The sequence below is a fragment of the Nonomuraea harbinensis genome (assembly GCF_019396385.1).
In the GTDB taxonomy this organism is placed as follows: Bacteria; Actinomycetota; Actinomycetes; order Streptosporangiales; family Streptosporangiaceae; genus Nonomuraea; species Nonomuraea ferruginea.
Window position 1 is genome coordinate 40,599 of sequence record NZ_JAHKRN010000032.1, and the last position, 13,571, is coordinate 54,169.

Sequence of the window (13,571 nt, forward strand, 5' to 3'; positions counted from 1 at the left end):
TCAGCTCTCCGCCGTCTTCTGTCCGGGGACCTTGGGCGCGGGCACGCCGTACGTCTCGGGATCGGCGCCGACGCCCGTCCGCCATGAGGCGGCGATCGCGTCGGCCGTCCAGCCGCCGTCGGCGTAGGCCACCGCCTTCTCGCCGGGGTGGGACCAGAGCGCCAGCCGGTCGCCGCCGATGCCGATGGCCTGGCCCGTCACCTCCGCGGAGGCGTCGGACGCGAGGAAGACGACGAGCGGGGCGACGTCCCCGACCGTGCCCAGGCCCTCGCCCCTGCGCAGCCATTCCGGGAACGGCCGCCCGGTCCGCTCCGACTCCTCGATGACCGGGGCGAAGGCCGGGATCGTCTTGGTCATCTCCGTCGCCGCGACCGGGACGATCGCGTTCACCGTGATGTTCGCCCTGGCCAGCTCCATCGCCCAGGTCCGGGCCATGGCGACGACGCCCGCCTTGGCGGCGGCGTAGTTGGTCTGGCCGAAGTTCCCGCGCTGACCGGCGGGCGACGAGACGAGGATCAGCCGTCCGCCCGTCCCCTGCTCGCGCATCCGCACCGCCGCCGCCCGGGCGCAGGTGAACGTGCCCCGCAGGTGCACGTCGATCACCGCGTCGAAGTCCTCGTCGGACATCTTCCACAGGACCCGGTCCCGCAGAATGCCCGCGTTCGTGACCATCACGTCCAGCCGGCCGAACTCCTTGACGGCCGTGGCGACCAGCCGCTCGGCGGCCTCGGCGGAGCCGACCGGGGCGACGACGGCCGCGGCCCTGCCCCCCGCCGCGATGATCCCGCCGGCGACTCCGGCCGCCGTGTCGCCGTCCAGGTCGTTCACGATGACCGCCGCCCCGGCCGCCGCCAGCGCCTCGGCGTAGGCCCGCCCGAGGCCACGACCCGCGCCCGTGACGACGGCCACCTTGCCCGACAGATCCATGCACCTCACCTTTCGCCGGGAAGCCTGACATCGCCGAATTTATGGCACTTATGTGACTGCCGTCAAAGATTTGCCTGACGTCGAGAACCGTCTACCCTTTGGCTGTGACCTTCGGTGGCGAAGACGACCTGACAGCGCAGTTCCGGCGCCCGCAGTCCCTGATGTTCAGCTTTCTCGGCATCTACGTGCTGGACCGCGGCGTGGCCGTCTACTCCGGCAGCGTCATAGACGTGTTCGCCCGCCTCAACGTCTCCGAGGAGGCCGTACGGTCGACGCTCGCGCGCATGGTCAAGCGCAACCTGCTCATCCGACACCGACGGGGACGAAAGGTGTACTTCGGGCTCGCCCCGCACGCCGCGGAGGTGCTGAAAGATGGGCGCAGACGGGTGTGGGAGACCGGCGCGGTGAACCGCGACTGGGACGGCACCTGGACGGTCGTCGGGTTCTCGCTGCCGGACAGCCGGCGCAGCACCCGGAACGACCTGCGTTCTCAGCTGATCTGGAACGGCTTCGGCCTGCTGCAGAACGGGCTGTGGATAGCGCCGGGCGAGAAGGACGTCACGGACATCATCGCCTCGCTGGAGCTGGGCGACCACGTCACCGTGCTGACCGCCCGCGCCTTCAAGCCGACCGAGGCCGCCGACCTCGTCAGGAAGGCCTTCGACATCGAGCGGATCGCCGGACGCTACCGGGCGTTTCTCGCCCAGTGGGACGTCCCCCGGCCGCTCCCCGGCGCGCCGGACGACCTCGCCCGCCAGTTGCTGCTGCACACCGACTGGCTGCAACTCGTCCGTAAGGATCCCCACCTGCCGGCCGAGCACCTGCCCCCGGACTGGCCGGCCATCCGGGCCGAGCAGCTCTTCCAGGTGCTCGCGCGGGAGTACGAAAGACGCGCTGCCGAGCGGGCCGCCGCCATCCTGGACGAGCTTCCCGTGTGACGGCAGGCACCGCCGGCGCCATGGCCGTTGATCATCGTCGTCCGCCGAACTCCCAGTGGTGGACTTCGATGTCGGCATAGCGGTCCGAGGTCAGGACGGTGCGGGCCGTGTCCCGATCCCCCGCCCGGATCAAGGCTGCCGTGCCCAGCCAGGTGGCGCCGTCGTCGGACAGCAGTGACCCGTAGGCGATCAGGTCGTCCTGCCGGTCGGGCGGTGGAAGGAGGTCGGCGGCCTGGCCCGTGCCGAGGCCGAGAACCAGATAGCGGCTGCCGCCTTCGCGGCCACCGGGGAAGTCCCACATGGTGCGACCCAGGACGTTGCGCCAGCGGCGCAACAGCACGTCACGGTACACCCCGGCCTGGTAGCTGGGCTCGTCGAAGGCGAACGCCCGCGCGGCGGCGGGGTCCGGCAGGTCGACGATGTGCACGCTGCCTGTGGCCGTGTCGCCGTCGAGGGTGGGGCCGCGGGCGATCAGCCGCGCGTCGAAGCGGTCCATGTAGGACCAGTGCTCCTCGGTGAGCTTCTCGCGCAGCGCCGCGGAGCCGGGCCGGTCACGGTGGTAACAGAAGAATTCCATGTCGAGCCTGTCTATCACGGGTTGCGGCAGGACCCGGTGCCGATTTCGCGGACCGTCCAGGCCGCCGTGGCCGAGCAGGCCCTGACAGCGCTCGATGGCGGCTTGTGGGTGACGATCGCAACCTGTAGGTTGCCATTGATGGCAACCTACAGGTTGCGAAAGAGGGTGACATGGGTTCGGACGCGATCGAACGGGTGCTGGTGCTGCGGCACCCCGTCGAGCGGGTGTGGGCCGCGCTGACCACCGCGGAAGGGCTCTCGCGGTGGTTCGGCTCGGTGGCGGAGATAGATCTGCGGCCCGGTGGGCGCGCGTTCTTCCGCTGGGACGATCTCGGCGACGAATCCGTCGCCACCATCGTGGTGGTCGACCCACCACGCCGTTTCGCGTTCAGGTGGGCGATCGAGGGCCTGCCGGAGGACGACGCACCCCGGACGCTTGTGGACTTCACCCTGGAACCGATACCGGACGGCACCCGGCTGCGCCTGGTGGAGAGCGGGTTCGCCCAGGCCGCCGCCGACGTGGCCCGCGCTGCCCACCAGGCCAACAGTCAGGGATGGGACGCCGAGCTCGCCGACCTGGAGACCTACCTCGATGCGGCCGCCTGATCCAGAACGGCAGGCCGTCGCGGTGTTCGCGGCGCTCACCGATCCGACGCGGCGCGCACTGTTGGAGGAACTCGCCCGCGCCGGGCCCGCCACCGTCACCGACCTGGCACGACGGCTGCCGATCAGCCGCCAGGCGATCGCCAAGCACCTCGGCCAGCTCGCCGAAGCGGGCCTGATCAGCCCAGGAGAACCGGCCGGCCGTCGCCATCCCTACCGGCTGGAATCAGCCCCCATTCGCACGGCGCAGGTGTGGCTGGCCATGCTCGCCAACCGGTGGGACGACCGGCTGACCGCGCTGGAGCTCGCACTGGACGCCACCGACACGAAGGAGTCGAGCGACAATGAACAAGCCTGAATTCACCGCCGGCCTGAACATCGCCATGAAGATCCCCAAGGCCCAGTACGAAGCCACCGTGGCCTTCTACCGCGACACCCTGGGCTTCGAGGTCAAAGAGGAGGATGTCTCGTACGCTCCGACCGTCTCGAGAACTCATTCGGTACGGTTCGGACCCAATACGCTGTGGCTCGACTGCGTCGACAACTACAGCCGGCCCGACCTGTGGCTGCAGCTGCACACCGATGACCTGGACGCGGCAGCGGCCAGACTGGCCGGCTGCGGCATCCACCCGTGTGACGAGGTCGAGCCCCTGGAGGGCCTCGACTCCAGGACCCACTGGATCAAGAACCCGGCCGGTGTCGTGCACCTGCTCGCGGAGTCCCGCTGATCCCGCGGCCGTACCGTCACCGGACGGCTCGTCGCAGGACGGCCTGGATGTGATCAGGGTCGGCGGGGGCGTTGTCGAGGAGGATCGCGGTGCACAGTCCGTCGGAGGCCGCGACGAGGGCGGCGATCGCCGCAGGGTCGTCGGTCAGCGTGGTGGCGAGTTCGGCGATGTTCTCCCGCCAGCGTCGTGCCACGGGTCGTAGTGCGGGGCGGCGGGCGGCCAGGGTCGCCAGCTCGCGTTCGGCCAGGGCGCGTTCACGTCCGGGACCGCCGGACTCGGCGATGAGGTGGGCCAGGCCGGTGAGTTTGTCGCCGGGGCTGTCGATGATGTCCCGGATGCGGGCGGTGTAGGCGTCGGCGACACTCGTGAGGGCGGCGACGAGCAGGTCGTCGAGGGTCGCGAAATAGTAGGTGCTCAGGGACGTCGTGGTGCCGGCCTGCTTGGCGACCGTGCGATGGGTGACGCCTGCCGCGCCGTCGCGCGTGACCACGGCGAGGGTGGCCTCGATGATCTCCGCGCGTCGTCTCTCGCCACGCGCGCGGCGGCCGTCGATGTGCTCGCTGTCGTCGGTGGTGTCGCCCATGCCACTCCTCGGTCCGACCCGAAAGGATAGTCGGACCATCGTTCAAACGTCGGTGTCGCGGCTCCGCGCCTCCCCGAGGGTGGGCACGTGACGCAGCATCCCGAGGCACAGCACCGCGGCAACGGCGATGGCGATCCCCGCGACCAGGGAAGCGACGTTGAGTCCGCTGGTGAAGGCCTGCCGGGCCGCCTCGACGGTCCCGGGCGGAAGACTCTCGCTGATCGCCAGGGTCGCGTTCAGGCTGTCGGTGAGGGCGCCGGAGGTCTCGGACGTCAGATCTCCGGGCACCGTCACCCGAGTGCGGTAGACGGCGGTGGTGAGACTGCCGAGCAGGGCGACGCCGACGGCGATGCCGAGTTCCTGGACCGTCTCGGAGATCGACGCCGCCGACCCGGATCGCGCTGCCGGCACCGCGCCCACCACCATGTCGGTGCCCAGGGCGGCGAGGGCGCCCAGCCCGAGATAGACGAACGTGAAGCCGGCCGCCACAGGGACCTCGTCGTCGAGCCCCGCGCCGGCGAGCAGCGCGTAGCCGGCGAGGGACGCCCCGAGGGCGGCGCCCATGACCGAGCCGGGGCGGAAACGCCGGGCGACCAGAGGAGCGCCGATGGCGGCGGCGAACATCGCCAGCGCCGGTGGTCCCATCCAGAGCCCCGCGTCGAAGGGCGTGAGCCCTTGGACGAGCTGGAGGTACTGCGTGACCAGGTACATCGAGCCCCCGACTCCGACCAGGCCGATGAGCAGCACGCTCAAGGCCACGGTGAAGGCCCGGTTGCCGAACAGCGACACGTCCAGCAGCGGGTCGGGGAGGCGGCGTTGGCGGCGTACGAACACGATCCCGGCCAGAACGCCCGCCAGGGCATAGACGAGGGTTGCGCCGCCGGGGCCGTCGGAGGCGATGCGCTTGACGGCGTAGACGACCGGAAGGATCGCCGCCAGGGACAGACCCACGCTGATCAGGTCCAGCCGGCCGGTGGACGGGGCCGCGTACTCCGGAAGCAGGGCACGCGCCCCGGCCAGGACGGCGAGGGCGATGGGCACCGCCGTCAGGAACGGCGCTCCCCACCAGAAGGAGTCCACCAGGGCTCCGCCCACGATCGGCCCGGCGGCCATCCCGAGCGCGAACATCGTGGCCCAGACCCCGATGGCGACCGCGCGCTGACGCGCGTCGGGGAACATGTTCGAGATCAGCGACAGCGTGGAGGGCATGAGCGTCGCCCCGGCCACCCCCAGGAGGGCTCGCGCGAGGATCAACAGCTCGGCCGTGGGGGCGAACGCGGCGAACACCGAGGCCGCCGCGAAGGCGACCATCCCGATCTCCAGCAACCTGCGCCGCCCGATCCGGTCGCCCAGCGTGCCCATGGTCACGAGGAACCCGGCGACGAGGAACCCGTACGCGTCCATGATCCACAGCAGCTGGGCAGCCGACGGGGACAGGTCGGCCGCCATGCTCGGCGCCACCAGGTACAGGACGGTCACGTCCAGTCCCAGCAGCACCGTCGGCATGGCCAGCAGGCCCAGGCCCGCCCACTGGCGCGCCCCCGCCCGCATGAACTGTTGCCGCGTCATCACGTCCCTTTCGCTCTCATCATGTTTGAACGTTAGTACAATTAGTACAATCGTTCAAGATAATGGGATCGGGCGTGAAGCGGCCCGGCCGCGATTCCCGATCGCCGAAGTCAGCGATCGCCGTGCGCGCCGGTGAAGGTGGCGCCGATCTCCGCCATCCGCCCGGCCGCGTAGGCGGGGTCGATCAACGCCTCGGGGGTATGGAGGCCGGGCGGCACAGGGGCGGCACAGGGGCGCCGCGCAGGCCGAGCAGCCGTTCGACGCCGAGGGCGACACCGAGCGCCGTCAGGGGGCGCTGCCCTTCCGGGTGGCGACCACCTCGGGTCCGATGTCGACCAGGCCGCTGGAGATGCTGACGTACGGCAGGCCGCGGTCCTGTGCGAAACGCAGTCCGTTCAGGTGGCTGTCCCACACCGTTGCCACGACCGCCGAGTAGCCGTCGGTCTCCTGGAGGCCGAGGTCGCCTCGCCGCAGGTCGATGGTCGCGGCTGTCGCGCCGCCGAACTCGTCGGCGACCCGCCGGGCGCGGCAGAGATCGCGGCCCGCGATCGTCAGCGGAACCGTCGACGGCATCGCCGCCGGATCCCTTGGTCATCAGAATTGAGAACCGGGACGATACGGGCTGACTACATCAAGAGCCCTTCAGAACGCGATCAAGTGCGGCCCGGCCCGCAGGTCCCCAGTTCGGCTTGCCGCCGGGAAGGCCCCGATCTCCGTTCTGGCCCATGAGCATCAGGAAGAGGCTCTTCATGGCGGCCAGCCCGCGGGCGCGCCGGATCGTCGCCTCGTCCGCATGCCCGTACGTGTCGAAGAACCGTGCGGCCATGCCCGTGGGGAGCAGCACCCACGCGGCGGCGAGGTCCCACGCGGGATCGCCGGCGAACAAGGCACCGAAATCGATGACGCCCGAGAGCGTCCCGTCCGTGACGACGACATTCGCGGGATGGAGGTCGCCGTGCACCCACACCGGCGGGCCCTCCCACTCGGGAGCCGCGACGGCGTCGTCCCAGACGGCCCGGACGGCGCGGACGGCGCGGACATCGCCGACGGCGTCGACGGCCTGCAAGAACTGCTCGAAGCCGCCCGTGCACCCCTTGGGGTGGGCGCCGAAATCCGAACTGGCCGGGGCCTCGGCGGGCGCCTCCACGTGCAGCGCCCTGAGGAAGCCCGCCAGCGTGTCGGCCGCGTGGGCGCCGCGGCTGATCGAGCCGTGGTCCAGCGGCTCGCCGGAAACCCACGTCATCACGGTCCAGTGCTTGGGGAAGCGCTCGGACGGTTCGCCGGACCGCACCGGGGTCGGCACCGGAAGCGGCAGGCGCGGAGCCAGCACAGGGAGCCACCGGCGCTCCTTGAGCTGGAGCTCCGGGGTGGGGTCCATGCGCTGCATGCGCACGGCCAGCTCGTCCCCGAGGCGCCACATCTGGTTGCCCCAGCCGCCCGCCACCTCGCGGACCGCCAGCCCCGCAAGGTCCGGATGTTGTTCCCGCAGCAGGTCGCGTACCAGGTCTGCGGTGATCTCGATCTCGGTGTCGGTCATGCGAAGTCACGGTACTGAGGCGTGGGGCGGAGCGGCTCTCCACCCCGGCCTGAAGGCCGGAGCACTGCGGCCGACCCAGGTAGCACACCGGCTAAGCGGACCTTGGCATGTCGAAGGAGAGGGCGCGATACCTTGCCTTCGGTGCCTCGACCGCGTGACCGGAGGAGTCGATGCCGGGATGACGGCAGGGCGGCCGGTGCCCACGCAGGACGACGTGCTCGGATACTTCGACACGCTGTCGAACTGGGGACGGTGGGGCGACGACGACGAGCTCGGCACGCTGAACCACATCACCGACGACGTCCGGCTGGCGGCGGCGCGGGCCGTGCGTCACGGCAGGAGCGTGTCGTGCGCATGGGAGGTCGCCGTACCGGAGGACATGGAGCGGTCGACGACGATCTGCCCGTGCGCCGACACCGCGACGGGCTCGGCGTGGGCGGCCGTCACGGCGGCGGCGAACGGGATCGTCACGCGGGGTGTCCTGCTGGACGTCGCGAGCGCGCGGGATGTGCCGTGGCTGGAACCGGGGCAGGGAGTGTTCCCCGACGATCTGGAGGAGGCCGAGCGTCGCCAGGGTGTGCGGGTGCGATCCGGCGATGCGGTGCTCCTGCGGACCGGCTACGGCCGCGTCCGCCACGAGACCGGTCCGGTCAGCGGTTTCACCCAGGCCGGGTGGCACGCGTCCTGCCTGCCGTGGCTGCACGAACGGGAGGTCGCGCTGATCGGCGCCGACACCCAGCAGGACGTTCTGCCATCGGGTTACGAAGGCGTGCTGATGCCGGTCCACGCCGTGAGCCTCGTCGCGATGGGTCTGTGGATGCTCGACAACTGCGACCTGGAGGCGTGCGCGACGACGGCTGCCGAGCTCGGCCAGTGGGACTTCCACCCCTGCCGGGCGGTGGTGTCCCGCACGGCGCCGGAAGAGGATGGTCGGTCATGCGGCGAGGCCACGTCGATCAACGAGGAGGCGCGGCGCTATCTCGCGCTGATGCCGGACGGGCCGTCCATGCCCACGGCGCTCGGGCTGAGGCTGCCCATCTGGCTGATCGGCACGACTCTGCAGGCGCGGGCCATAGCCCAGGGCCACGATCGGGGCAACGCCAGGATTCGCATCCGGACTCTCGACAGGCAGTGGCTGACCTGCCGCGCCTCATGCCTGAGCGGTCCCGGCGGACGGCCGGGTCCTACGGCGCTCGTGATCGAGCCCGCGTCCCCCGGCGACCTGGCGGTCATCGTCGCCCAGGCGTACGGGCTGACGCCCCGGGAGTTCGAGGTCGCCCAGTTCGTGGCACGGGGCCTGTCCACCGCCGAGATCGCCACGGCCCTGTTCATCTCTCCCCACACCGTTCGCGGTCACCTCAAGGCCGTCTTCGGCAAGGCGGGGATCTCCAGCCGCGGTGAGCTCGTCGCGCACCTGTTCGCCGAACCCTACCGGCCGTAGGCGCCACCATCAGTGGCCGGTCGCGCACCCTGCCCGGGTTCGCACGCCGCGGCGTCGCCGCCAGGGGCAGAATCACCTCAAGGCGATCCGTCGTGCCCTGGCGAGGTTGGCGATCAGTTCGGCACGGGTCTGGTGCTCGTGCGCGGCCCACGCGGGTTGACCGGGACCGCTGCGCCACGACTCGCTGAGCGGGCTGTTGTCCACGGTGTCGAATCCGAACTGGTCGTACAGTCGCGTCACGAGTTCCACGGCTTCGGGAAAGTCGCTCGAGGACGACAGCGCCAGACGGCCGGGGGGTGCCCGCCGCCGTGCCCGCGGTGGTGATGCGGAGGGGCCTGGATGTGGGTGAAGGCCTTGACGACCTTGGATCGCCGAAGGTGCTCCTGGCGCAGCTCGTGAACGGTCTTCTCACCCGAGTCGACGACCAGGATATGGCCGTCGCGCCAGACCATGTAGTTGTTCGCATGGTCTTTGACCTCAACCTCTGGTGAGACTGTCGGGGTTTCGCACTCAGATCTGGTTCAGGCCGCCGTCGACGTACAGGCTCGAACCGGTGATGAAGCTGCTCTGCCCGGAGGCGAGGAAGGCCACGGCGGCGGCGATCTCCTCCGGGCGCCCGAGCCGGCCCAGCGGCACGTGCGCGGCCAGTTGCCGCCTGAAGCCGGCGGCCTGCTCCTGGTCGGGAGCGAGCCCTGACAGACCGGGGGTGTCGGTCGGGCCGGGCGTGATGGTGTTGACCCGGATGCCGCGTCCCTTGAGTTCGTTGGCCCAGGTCCGCGCGAACGATCGGGTGGCGGCCTTCGTCGCCGCGTACACGCCGAACGCCCCATCGCCGGCGTCCGCGTTGGTGGAGCCGTTCAGGATCACCGAGGCGCCGTCGTTGAGCAGGGGCAGCGCCTTCTGCACGGTGAACAGCGTGCCCCGGACGTTGATGCCGAAGAGGGTGTCGAAGTGCTCCTCGGAGATCTGCTCAAGCGGCACGAACTCGGCGACGGAGGCGTTCGCGAACAGTACGTCCAGGCCCTGTCCCCTGCTGCGGATCGTCTCGTAGAGCCTGTCCAGGTCGGCCAGGTTCGAGATGTCGCCGATCACCGCGGTGGCCGCTGAACCGATCGCTCCGACGGCCGCGTCGAGTTCGGTCCTGCGCCGGCCGGTGATGAACACGTGCGCGCCCTCGGCCGCCAGTCGTACGGCACCGGCCAGGCCGATTCCGGTGCTGCCGCCGGTGACGAGAGCGGTCTTGCCTTCGAGTAGCCCTATGGGGACAACCTCCTCAGATTTCTGTATCGATCGATGCGGAACTCGTACGGTAGTACTTCTGTATCGATCGATGCGAAAGAGGTAGGCTGCGGGCGTGCGGACCAAACAGAGCGGCCCCATCGGCCGGCCGCGAGGATTCGACCCCGGCGAAGCTCTCGAGCGCGCCATGCTGGTCTTCTGGGAGCACGGCTACGAGGGGGCCAGCCTGGCCAGGCTGACCGATGCGATGGGCATCTCCACCACCAGCATGTACGCGGCGTTCGGCAACAAGGAGGAGCTGTTCCGCAAGGCCCTGGAGCGCTACACCGAAGGCCCCAGCGCATACCTGGCCCGGGCCCTGGAGCAGCCGACCGCCCTGGGCGTCGCCACCGCGATCCTGGCCGGCACCGTACGGACCACCACCCGCCCGGCCCACCCCCACGGGTGCCTGGGAGTCCAGGGCGCCCTGGCCGCCAGCGACTCCGGGCGTGGCGTCCGCGACCTTCTCGCCGCCTGGCGCAACGACGGCTGCTCCCGCGTACGAGAGCGATTCCAGCGAGCCGTCGACGACGGCGACCTGCCTCCGGACGCCGATCCGGGGCTGCTGGCCCGCTACGTCACCACCTTGGCCTTCGGCATCACGGTGCAGGCCGCGAGCGGCGTCGGCCGCGACGAACTCCAGGAGATGGCCGACGCCGCCCTGCGCAACTGGCCGCTCCCCTGAGAACCGCGCTCATCCCTCGTCCACGCGGCCCTGGGGCTTCCGTCCCCTTCGCACCTCGTCGATTCTTCGGAACTCGTCGAAGAGACCCGCCGCGGGCATCCGCGCGGACGGCCGGCCTGATCACCTGGTCGTCCGCGCCCCACGGCCGCGAGGTTGCCGAGGGGGACCGCGGCGGCCGGGTCACGCCTGAGCAAGGCACGGATCTGGTGATCCGCGCCCGCCCGCTGCCGGCGGGGCCGAAGCAGGTCAGACGCCGAACGCCGCCGGGTAGCGGATGACGCCGCTGGGGACCGGTCGTTCAGGGGCGAGGGCGAGCGCCATCATGTACTTGTCCTCGACGTCGAAGGGCGGGCGGATGCCGTACCCGGAGGCCGGGGTGAAGCCGAAGCGCGGGTAGTACTCGGCGTGACCGAGCACGACCACCAGGTTCTCGCCCTGCTCGCGGGCGGCGCGCAGGGCGGCGCGGATCGCGGCGGAACCGGCGCCCCGCCGCTGGTGTCCGGGCTTGACGGCGCACGGGCCCAGGGCGAGTGCGGGTGAGTCGCCGACGTGACAGCGGGTGAGCAGCGCGTATCCGATGAGCTCGCCGCCGGGGGCCTCGGCCAGCCAGGACAGGCCGGGCAGCCACGCCTGCGCGTCGGCCCGCAGCGCCTCGACGAGGTCGGCCTCGTGCGGAGTGGGGAAGGCGGCAAGGTTGACGTCGCGGATGGCGGCGACGTCGCCGGCGCTCTCGGGACGGGTAATCCAAGTAGGGGTCATGGTCGGGTGCGTCTCCTCGTCCTTTCGCGGGTGGCCGGCGGCGCATGGCGATCTCTTGAAGGGTAGCCGCGACCGCCTCGCGCATTCGGTGACGACAGCGCAGCGGCCCCGTTGGGGGGTGCGGCGCGGCGGACGTGGCCGGCACCAGGCCGAATGGGCACGGTGTCAGAGGCTGCCGAGGAATTCCAGGAGGAGGCGGTTGACGTCGTCGGGGCGTTCCTGCTGGATCCAGTGACCGCAGTCCAGAAGGTGGCTGCCGGTCAGGCCGGGGAGGGTGTGGGGGTAGGCGTCGACGGCGTCGGACAGCCACATGGTGGAGGCGTCGCGCCTGCCGCCGATGAACAGGGACGGCTGCTTGATCGGGGCTCCGGCGTAGGGGGCCAGGTCTTCCCAGTCGCGGTCCATGTTGCGGTAGCGGTTGAGCGCTCCGGTCAGGCCGGTCCGCTCGAACTCCGCGGCGTAGAAGCCGAGTTCCTCCTCCGTCAGCCAGGACGGCAGGGCCCCGGCGGGGAACCGCTCGCGCAGGGTGCCGCCGTCGCGGGTGACGAAGTGCGGGTCGGGTCCGGCCATGGTGTCGCCGGACAGAGCGCGGTAGAACCCGGCGAGCCAGCCGCGCACGTCGGGCTCGATCTCGGACTCGGCCCGTCCGGGCTCCTGGAAGTAGGAGACGTAGAACTCCTCCTCACCGCCCATCTGCGCGAACACCTCGCTCGGCCGGGGTCCGCCCGGCGGCGTGTAGGGCACGCTCAAGATGCCGACCGCGTGGAACACCTCGGGCGCGACCAGCGCGGAGCGCGCGGCGATCGTCGCCCCCCAGTCGTGGCCGATGATCGCCGCCGAGGTCTCGCCGAGCGCCCGCACGACCGCGACGTTGTCCTGGACCAGGTCGAGCATCCGGTAGGCGGCCGGGTCCCGCGGCTTGGACGAGCGTCCGTATCCCCGCACGTCAAGTGCGACGGCCCGGTAGCCCGCCTGCGCCAGGACGGGCATCTGCCGCCGCCACGAATACCAGGACTCGGGGAACCCGTGCACCAGCAGCACCAGCGGCCCGCTGCCCTGCTCCACCGTGTGGATGCGTACCGCGCCCGCTTCCAGGATCCTGTGCTGGACCGTCATCGCGCCCTCCCCGACCTGCGACTTCGTGATCACGTCGACCATAGGTCGGCGGCTTCCGGCGGCCCAAGATTCGTTGCCGGGTCGGCAACTCGCCGACGCCGAGACGGTTGCTCATGGTCACCACACGCGCGGCGGGCGCCTGCACCAGCAGCGGCAGCAGCCGCACGGTCAGCGCGAACGGGTCGGCTGGCCGGGTGCTCCCGGATGCCGCCCTGGCGGCATGCCGGGCGCTTCCGGGAAGCAGGGCGTGCCCTGCTGTCCGAACCACTGGACCAGGTGTCGCCGCATCAGGCGCACCTCGGCCCACTGGTCGTCGCGTACCGTTCGGGCGAAGCCGGCGACCTCGGCATGCTCCGCCTCACCGTGCATGAGCACCTGCTGCGACATCATGATCGCCATCATGTGGTGCGGGATCATGTACTGCAGGAACGTCCTGTCGAGCTGATCTCCCGAAAGCCCCGACAGGTCGGGCATCGTGGTCACGCTGGGGCTCGGCGCCGGACTCCGCGGGTACCACTGTTCCAGCCACCCTCTCATCCTGCCGATCTCGGCAGTCTGCGTCGTGACGATCGACTGCCCGAGCCGCCGCATGTCGGGCCGCTCGGACCGCTGCAGTTGCCGCGCAGCGGTGACGGCCTCCTCGTGGTGGGGCACCATCTGCGCCAGGTAGTCGTATTCGCTGGTGATGGGGTACATCGGCCCCAGACCCGGGCACGTCGGCCGCGGATCCGCAGGAGAAGGACTCGGGGACGCTGTCGGTGCGGCCGCAGCGGCGGTCCCGAAACCCGTGGTGACGGTGGCCAGGAGTGCCCCGGCGGCGGCAGCGGTCCT

At 70.9% G+C, this 13,571-nt stretch carries 17 protein-coding genes; 6 read left to right on the forward strand and 11 right to left on the reverse strand.

Features of this window, described 5'->3' with window-relative positions; translation table 11 throughout:
* Positions 1–927: an SDR family NAD(P)-dependent oxidoreductase gene (locus KME79_RS28660; RefSeq protein WP_219547395.1), complete on the reverse strand. Its 927-nt coding sequence runs from the start codon at positions 925–927 to the stop codon at positions 1–3.
* A gap of 104 nt (positions 928–1,031) precedes the next feature.
* Between KME79_RS28660 and KME79_RS28665 the strand changes: the two genes are divergently transcribed.
* On the forward strand, positions 1,032–1,865 hold the full coding sequence (locus KME79_RS28665) for a PaaX family transcriptional regulator (protein WP_308249087.1): 834 nt from the start codon (positions 1,032–1,034) through the stop codon (positions 1,863–1,865).
* A gap of 31 nt (positions 1,866–1,896) precedes the next feature.
* Here the strand turns inward: KME79_RS28665 and KME79_RS28670 are convergent, their stop codons facing one another.
* Entirely contained in the window at positions 1,897–2,442 is a 546-nt protein-coding gene (locus tag KME79_RS28670) for a YciI family protein (protein WP_219547396.1), read from the reverse strand.
* A gap of 170 nt (positions 2,443–2,612) precedes the next feature.
* On the opposite strand from KME79_RS28670, the gene KME79_RS28675 reads away from it, so the two are divergent.
* From KME79_RS28675 to KME79_RS28685, 3 genes are read left to right on the forward strand one after another with little or no spacing between them, the layout of a single operon-like run.
* Positions 2,613–3,047: an SRPBCC domain-containing protein gene (locus tag KME79_RS28675; protein ID WP_219547398.1), complete on the forward strand. Its 435-nt coding sequence runs from the start codon at positions 2,613–2,615 to the stop codon at positions 3,045–3,047.
* Positions 3,034–3,402, forward strand: coding sequence for an ArsR/SmtB family transcription factor (locus KME79_RS28680; RefSeq protein ID WP_219547400.1), 369 nt, complete (start codon positions 3,034–3,036; stop codon positions 3,400–3,402). The genes KME79_RS28675 and KME79_RS28680 overlap by 14 nt, the downstream gene beginning before the upstream one ends.
* Complete coding sequence (locus tag KME79_RS28685; RefSeq protein WP_219547402.1) at positions 3,389–3,772, forward strand: VOC family protein; 384 nt, start codon at positions 3,389–3,391, stop codon at positions 3,770–3,772. Before KME79_RS28680 ends, KME79_RS28685 begins: the two co-directional genes overlap by 14 nt.
* Before the next feature lie 16 nt (positions 3,773–3,788).
* Here the strand turns inward: KME79_RS28685 and KME79_RS28690 are convergent, their stop codons facing one another.
* From KME79_RS28690 to KME79_RS28705, 4 genes are all read right to left on the reverse strand, one after another.
* Positions 3,789–4,355 (reverse strand): TetR/AcrR family transcriptional regulator, encoded by a 567-nt coding sequence (locus tag KME79_RS28690; protein ID WP_148031715.1) that lies wholly within the window; start codon positions 4,353–4,355, stop codon positions 3,789–3,791.
* Positions 4,356–4,397: 42 nt separating this feature from the next.
* Complete coding sequence (locus KME79_RS28695; protein ID WP_219547404.1) at positions 4,398–5,924, reverse strand: MFS transporter; 1,527 nt, start codon at positions 5,922–5,924, stop codon at positions 4,398–4,400.
* Between the two features lie 285 nt (positions 5,925–6,209).
* The gene (locus tag KME79_RS28700; RefSeq protein ID WP_219547406.1) at positions 6,210–6,497 is read right to left on the reverse strand and encodes a hypothetical protein; all 288 of its coding nucleotides are present in this window, start codon (positions 6,495–6,497) and stop codon (positions 6,210–6,212) included.
* Between the two features lie 58 nt (positions 6,498–6,555).
* Positions 6,556–7,461 carry an aminoglycoside phosphotransferase family protein gene (locus KME79_RS28705; protein ID WP_219547408.1) on the reverse strand — a complete coding sequence of 302 codons (906 nt, stop codon included), beginning with the start codon at positions 7,459–7,461 and terminating at the stop codon, positions 6,556–6,558.
* 178 nt (positions 7,462–7,639) lie between these two features.
* Between KME79_RS28705 and KME79_RS45430 the strand changes: the two genes are divergently transcribed.
* Positions 7,640–8,902 carry a cyclase family protein gene (locus tag KME79_RS45430; protein WP_246640590.1) on the forward strand — a complete coding sequence of 421 codons (1,263 nt, stop codon included), beginning with the start codon at positions 7,640–7,642 and terminating at the stop codon, positions 8,900–8,902.
* A 72-nt stretch (positions 8,903–8,974) separates the two neighbouring features.
* Here KME79_RS45430 and KME79_RS28720 read toward each other — a convergent pair whose 3' ends face one another.
* Together KME79_RS28720 and KME79_RS28725 are read right to left on the reverse strand one after the other, a co-directional pair.
* Positions 8,975–9,151: a hypothetical protein gene (locus KME79_RS28720; protein WP_219547410.1), complete on the reverse strand. Its 177-nt coding sequence runs from the start codon at positions 9,149–9,151 to the stop codon at positions 8,975–8,977.
* Positions 9,152–9,412: 261 nt separating this feature from the next.
* Complete coding sequence (locus KME79_RS28725) at positions 9,413–10,162, reverse strand: SDR family oxidoreductase (RefSeq protein ID WP_219547514.1); 750 nt, start codon at positions 10,160–10,162, stop codon at positions 9,413–9,415.
* 94 nt (positions 10,163–10,256) lie between these two features.
* On the opposite strand from KME79_RS28725, the gene KME79_RS28730 reads away from it, so the two are divergent.
* Entirely contained in the window at positions 10,257–10,865 is a 609-nt protein-coding gene (locus KME79_RS28730) for a TetR/AcrR family transcriptional regulator (RefSeq protein WP_219547412.1), read from the forward strand.
* Positions 10,866–11,111: 246 nt separating this feature from the next.
* On the opposite strand, the gene KME79_RS28735 is transcribed toward KME79_RS28730, so the two are convergent.
* From KME79_RS28735 to KME79_RS28745, 3 genes are all read right to left on the reverse strand, one after another.
* Positions 11,112–11,624 (reverse strand): GNAT family N-acetyltransferase, encoded by a 513-nt coding sequence (locus tag KME79_RS28735; RefSeq protein WP_219547414.1) that lies wholly within the window; start codon positions 11,622–11,624, stop codon positions 11,112–11,114.
* A gap of 165 nt (positions 11,625–11,789) precedes the next feature.
* A complete protein-coding gene (locus tag KME79_RS28740; RefSeq protein ID WP_308249088.1) occupies positions 11,790–12,773 on the reverse strand; it encodes an alpha/beta fold hydrolase in 984 nt (327 codons plus the stop codon).
* Between the two features lie 135 nt (positions 12,774–12,908).
* A complete protein-coding gene (locus tag KME79_RS28745; RefSeq protein ID WP_219547416.1) occupies positions 12,909–13,436 on the reverse strand; it encodes a DUF305 domain-containing protein in 528 nt (175 codons plus the stop codon).
* Between the last annotated feature and the right edge of the window lie 135 nt (positions 13,437–13,571).